The sequence below is a fragment of the uncultured Parabacteroides sp. genome, assembly GCF_902493135.1.
Lineage (GTDB): Bacteria > Bacteroidota > Bacteroidia > Bacteroidales > Tannerellaceae > Parabacteroides.
On the sequence record NZ_CABUOD010000087.1, the window covers coordinates 1 to 5186 of the forward strand.

At 44.7% G+C, this 5186-nt stretch carries 7 protein-coding genes and 1 pseudogene; 5 read left to right on the plus strand and 3 right to left on the minus strand.

The annotated features are described in order from the left end of the window. Positions 1-233: pseudogene (locus tag RDN79_RS18885) on the plus strand (hypothetical protein); the annotation flags it as partial. 6 nt (positions 234-239) lie between these two features. Continuing rightward, positions 240-422, plus strand: coding sequence for a hypothetical protein (locus tag RDN79_RS18890; RefSeq protein ID WP_117508551.1), 183 nt, complete (start codon positions 240-242; stop codon positions 420-422). Between the two features lie 44 nt (positions 423-466). Here RDN79_RS18890 and RDN79_RS18895 read toward each other — a convergent pair whose 3' ends face one another. After that, complete coding sequence (locus RDN79_RS18895) at positions 467-1792, minus strand: AbiH family protein (RefSeq protein ID WP_141417828.1); 1326 nt, start codon at positions 1790-1792, stop codon at positions 467-469. Between the two features lie 210 nt (positions 1793-2002). Here RDN79_RS18895 and RDN79_RS18900 point away from each other — a divergent pair, with 210 nt between their 5' ends. The 3 genes from RDN79_RS18900 to RDN79_RS18915 all read left to right on the plus strand — a co-directional run bounded on the left by RDN79_RS18900 (position 2003) and on the right by RDN79_RS18915 (position 4152). After that, a complete protein-coding gene (locus RDN79_RS18900) occupies positions 2003-2320 on the plus strand; it encodes a DUF2958 domain-containing protein (protein WP_022332447.1) in 318 nt (105 codons plus the stop codon). Positions 2321-2389: 69 nt separating this feature from the next. Next, positions 2390-2806 carry a hypothetical protein gene (locus tag RDN79_RS18905; protein WP_141417827.1) on the plus strand — a complete coding sequence of 139 codons (417 nt, stop codon included), beginning with the start codon at positions 2390-2392 and terminating at the stop codon, positions 2804-2806. Positions 2807-2821: 15 nt separating this feature from the next. After that, a protein-coding gene (locus tag RDN79_RS18915) for an IS3 family transposase (protein WP_374044534.1) occupies positions 2822-4152 on the plus strand; the annotation gives its coding sequence in 2 pieces (ribosomal slippage) (positions 2822-3266 and positions 3266-4152; 1332 coding nt in all). 63 nt (positions 4153-4215) lie between these two features. On the opposite strand, the gene RDN79_RS18920 is transcribed toward RDN79_RS18915, so the two are convergent. Continuing rightward, a complete protein-coding gene (locus RDN79_RS18920; RefSeq protein ID WP_009598243.1) occupies positions 4216-4512 on the minus strand; it encodes a helix-turn-helix domain-containing protein in 297 nt (98 codons plus the stop codon). Between the two features lies 1 nt (position 4513). Continuing rightward, entirely contained in the window at positions 4514-4798 is a 285-nt protein-coding gene (locus RDN79_RS18925; protein ID WP_141404853.1) for a helix-turn-helix domain-containing protein, read from the minus strand. Between the last annotated feature and the right edge of the window lie 388 nt (positions 4799-5186).

Here is a 5186-nt window from a genome sequence, read left to right on the forward strand (position 1 = left end):
ACCGTAATACCGTCGTGGCGCATCTGTCGCTGGATCATAACGAGCGGGCGATGGAGCTGCTTGCCACGATGCCCAAAGATGCCGTGACGGAGTATCTGCGGGCCATAGCCTGTTCGCGGCTGGGACGCAAGGCGGAGGGGCGCCGTCACTTTCTCGAAGCCTGTCGATTGGACGAGCGCATGGAGTATCGGGGTAATCTCGATCCGGAAATTGCTGAACTCTTAAAACAATAAGTTATTATGAAACAACAGAAAATCAAATACGCGATCCGGTATTGCATCCTTGCCTTGATCTGGGGCATGTTCATCGCATCGCTTTTCGTGAGTTGCAACGTCTACGAAAAGGAGACCGTGGAGATTATCCGATGCCCGGTAATCGACGCCGACACCATCGAAATACCGGATTGGACGCCAAGCGAATAATACCGAAAAAGCGGCAGCAATTTTATGAATTGCTGCCGCTTGGTTTATGGCTGCCCATTAACCGGTGTAAGGGGTTGACAATAGGACTTGTTCACAACCCGATCCCGCATCTTCTGCATATCGTTGAAATTGCGCGAAATATTCTGAACAAGCTCGATATAGTTATCGGCTCGCACTCTATTATCGTCTATCCACTCGTAATAGTAAGGTTTTATCGACACACAGTTTTTATGCTCGAATAAGGTGTTGAGCAATGTGCGATCCGAATTGCCGCAGGAGTGTCCCATGATATATATTTGGTATGGGGCGGAGTCGATAAACCGAAGCAACCGACGGTAGTTGTCCGTTTCCAGATAACGGATCGATTTGATATTCGTCAGATAGCTGTTATCGTTCAAATTCGAAATCGTCTTATAATCCTCATCCATTTCATCCCCATAGCCGAAAATGATGGGATTCCTATCGTTATCCAACTCCCCGTGAATATGGTTTATTTTGAAGTCGGAGTCTTTGTCAATATATAAGTCTGCGGTTCGTGTATAATTGAAATTCAGGAACAATATCTGGTCGGGAAGAAGATAATAATCCGGAATATCGGTTGGCGTAGTTTCAACATTGGTTATATGATTTGATAATAAATTATTTGTTACTTTTTTATAATACTCTATATCGGATTCCATATCTCTAAATGAATATCCGTATTTGCGGGAAAAAATACATCTTTCAGTATTCTCCTTGTTTTCCGCTTTTTCCCACCTCTCATCCACAAATTGCAAAAATGCCTCTTTCCCTTCATTGGAAATATCTCTGGCTTTGAAAGGTTCGTAGATAGTTGTACGAATGCAATCCTTTATCAATTCCGGCTTGATTTGATTTTGGAGTGCAAATTTCAAATAACCGGTTAAATATCCTTTTATTAAATCCAACTCTTCGTTGAGTTGAACCGGATCGGTATATTCGCATCTATCTTGTTTGAAAATATTCTTCAGCCATGCATAATATTCACTCTCAATATCTACCCAATTTCTTAATTCAATAGACTGATTTATTGCCTCGAAAAACCGACTTTCATATTTTAGAGGCAAACTATTGAAGAAATTATTATACTCTTCAATTTGCTGTTGCTGCTGCCAGCCACGTTGGAATCGGAACATCGAATTATCCAAAATCCAGCTAAAATGTTCCAGTTTCTTGATATCGTCCGGATTATCTATTTTAATACAGCATAATCCGTCTGTTGGATCACTTGTATCTTCCAATAATCTGCGTCTTTGAAAAATCCAATATCCTTGAATAAAGTCTTTGTAACTCGTCGGCAGTCCGTGCGCTAAATCGAACCCGTTTCCGATCAATATAATTCTGTTCATCATCTGCTTATCATTTAGAGTAGTCCATAACAAAGATAACTATTTATCCTGCTGTGAGCAAAGAGCGAAAATGATTTTTTCTTACGCCGACCCGTCCAGCAAGATAGCCGCTGCATGCGACACGCCAAGGTCTTCGCCTTGTCTTTGTCGCCCGCAGCGGCTATTCGGCTCTTGCTGTCCGGGCGTTCCGGGCAGTCTGAAATTTTATTCTCTATGACACTGCTCACAAAACAGATCATCTCGAAATTCGAGAAACATCCTATCCACTCACAGGATGGGAAAGGAATGGATGCCGAAGTCCTCGTCAAGTATTTCAACCCCTGCGGCTCGGGCACATGGCTCATCACCGAAGCCGAACGCGAAGGCGACGACTGGTGCCTGTTCGGTTATTGTCATATCCACGAATGGGAGTGGGGCTACCTGATGCTCTCCGAACTGGCATCCCTTCGTCTGCCGTTCGGACTTACCATCGAACGCGACATTTACACGGCCAAGAAATACGTCCGGGATTTTCTACCACAGGATGAATGACGGCAAAGGCCTCGGAATTTTACTGCCCCTTGCCGATAACAGAATCATTACACAAAAAGGACTATAAATATGGCAACATTCGAAGAAAGAGCCGAACGGCTGAAGAAAGAGTTGGACGAAGCTACAAACAGCGACCAACGTCGAAATCTGTCCCGCGAATACGAACTTACCTTGCGCCTGCTGCGCATCATCCGGGGAGAGGTCTTTACGCTCGACGACATCAATAAATGCCGCATGGAGATCATGCGGCAACATCCCGGATACGAACGTCCCATAACGGCCGAATCGGGAATCCTGCTGGCTGCGGAGGCAATCCGCAAATCCTTCGGACGAAAATACTATCTGCCGCTTTACAAATATCCGATCCTCATTGATTTCGGAAAACCTGACGAGCAGATATGCGTGATCCATCCGAGCAACTTTATTAGCTATACATCCAAAAAAGAAGGGGAAGAGTGTGAACTGCACCCCAAAAGTTGGACATAACTTTTGGGGTGTTTTATGAAGTACAGTTATGAGGAGAAATTAGCGGCCGTTTTGTCTGTTGTCAGAGGGCAACATTCCGTATCGTCCGCCTCCAAGCATTTTGGAATAAGCTATACGCCTTTGTCCCGTTGGATTGCGCGTTATAAAGAGTTCGGCGAAGAAGGTCTTCGTATACGGCAATATACTTACAGCGGCGATTTTAAGTTGTCAGCTATCAGGCACATGCACGAGAATCACTTATCTTTAACGGAAACAACGGCAAAGTTCGGTATTTACAATGAGAGTACGCTGAGCAAATGGGAGCGTATCTATTATGAAGAAGGTGAATCCGGTCTTTACCGTGATAATCGGGGTAAGATGAGAACCAAGCCTAATAAACAGGAACTACAACCACAGGAAGAAAATGACTTGCGAGTCGAAAACCAACGTCTTCGCGCCGAGGTTGCTTACTTAAAAAAATTGAGGGTCTTAGTCGAGGAACGCATCGTCCGCGAGAACGGGAACGGGCAAAAGCCATCGAAGAACTAAGACCGGAACATACCCTTCCCACGCTATTGGAAGTTACGGGGATGGCGCGTAGTACGTTCTATTATCATCTGAAGCAGTTAAAGTTCCCCGATAAATACAAACAAGAGAAAAACGAGATTGTAAGTATATACCACGATCATAAGGGACGTTATGGTTACCGCCGTATCACAGTAGAGATGCACAATCGCGGATATTCTATAAACCATAAAACGGTACTTAGGTTAATGAACGAATGTGGAGTTAAATGCCAGGTGCGCCTAAAAAAATATCGTTCATACAAAGGAGAGGTTGGTGCCGTGGTGCCCGACTTGCTGAAACGTAATTTTATGGCGGAACGTCCTAATCAAAAGTGGGTTACAGACCTTACTGAATTTTCTCTGTTCGGCAAGAAGCTTTATCTGTCGCCTATTATGGACTTATATAACAGGGAAATAATAAGTTATAATATAGCTGAACATCCGACCTTTTACCAAACAATGAAAATGCTTGAAGATGCCATAAAGGATCTGCCCGATACTCCGGAACTTATACTTCACTCGGATCAGGGTTGGCAGTACCAGATGAAACGCTATCAATATCGGCTGCGGGAAAAAGGTATTAGTCAGAGCATGTCTCGTAAGGGAAACTGTTTGGATAATGCGGTCATGGAAAACTTTTTCGGACTGTTAAAATCAGAATTATTATATTTGCAGAAGTTCGAGTCTGTCGATCACTTCCGTAAGGAACTGGAGGAATACATAAATTACTACAATAACAAGCGAATAAAGACCGCATTAAACAACATGAGCCCGGTACAATACCGAACTCATGCTATCTGAATTATTAATCAGTCCAAACTTTGGGGTGCACATCAAGTGATCTTCCCCTTTTCACAGACCGCATCAGCGCTGCGCTTTCATATAATGCTGTTCCAGCAGTTTATAAAGCGATGACTGCGGATAAAGAATCTTTCCACCAAGAGTAGTATAAGGAATTTGGCGGTTGTCCCGGTAATTCTGCAAGGAGCGTTTCGAGATGCTGAAGATGCTGCAAATCTCCTCACTGGTCAGGTACAATTCATTTCCGATGGTCGGGCGGTGCGTGTCGATCAGAATATCGACGGCACGGATGGCTTTGACGATGTCGCGACGCAGTTCCTTGAACGCGGCGCTGTCGCGGGTGATGATCTCTTCGGTCATGCTACAGGCTTTTTATCAGGTTCTTTTCCAGAAGTTGCCGGATGTCGTCGTCCCGGAACAATACTTTATTGCCTAAGGCCGTATAGGGGATGATGCCGGCGGAGCGATAGTATTGCAAGGCTCGCTTGGTGATGCTCAAGGCCTTGCAGACCTCCTCAGCCGTAAGCCACCGGACAGTTGTCGGTTGGGCGGAGAGGGAATGGAGCGCAGACACTCGCTCCAGAAGACGTTGAAGGTGCGCCTGCAACTCTTTATAGGCGCTCGTTTCCATAAGGACGCAATCCATAATTGTTGGGTTTAGGTGATTTCTGCGTTAAGGATGTGCAAGATAATCCAAGTCTTCAGAAAACGATTCCCATGTCCGCTCCAGACCGTTCCAGTCCGCTCAAAGGAAAAAATGATCCGCGGTGACGCTGATGTCCGCCATAAATCGGCAAATAAGGTGATAAAAATCCTATTTGCTTTTTTATCAGATATTTCGTATATTTGTATAGAGTTGTTTGACAGGATGAACCTCGATGTAAGTTTATTCAAAACTTGCGTTTCTAAATCATTACCTCATAAAAAAACAACGCCGTAACTTATTCAGTTACAGCATTGCTTTGTAAATCCCCGGAACCCTGATTGCGGCGCCGGGATTTTTTTGCTGTAGCCGGGGAGGGGCGGCGGTTGTT

Coding starts and splice junctions, on each gene's coding strand:
- RDN79_RS18900 (WP_022332447.1), top strand. CDS start 2,003: ATGACACTGCTCACAAAACAGATCATCTCGAAATTCGAGAAACATCCT.
- RDN79_RS18920 (WP_009598243.1), bottom strand. CDS start 4,512: ATGACCGAAGAGATCATCACCCGCGACAGCGCCGCGTTCAAGGAACTG.
- RDN79_RS18905 (WP_141417827.1), top strand. CDS start 2,390: ATGGCAACATTCGAAGAAAGAGCCGAACGGCTGAAGAAAGAGTTGGAC.
- RDN79_RS18895 (WP_141417828.1), bottom strand. CDS start 1,792: ATGATGAACAGAATTATATTGATCGGAAACGGGTTCGATTTAGCGCAC.
- RDN79_RS18890 (WP_117508551.1), top strand. CDS start 240: ATGAAACAACAGAAAATCAAATACGCGATCCGGTATTGCATCCTTGCC.
- RDN79_RS18925 (WP_141404853.1), bottom strand. CDS start 4,798: ATGGATTGCGTCCTTATGGAAACGAGCGCCTATAAAGAGTTGCAGGCG.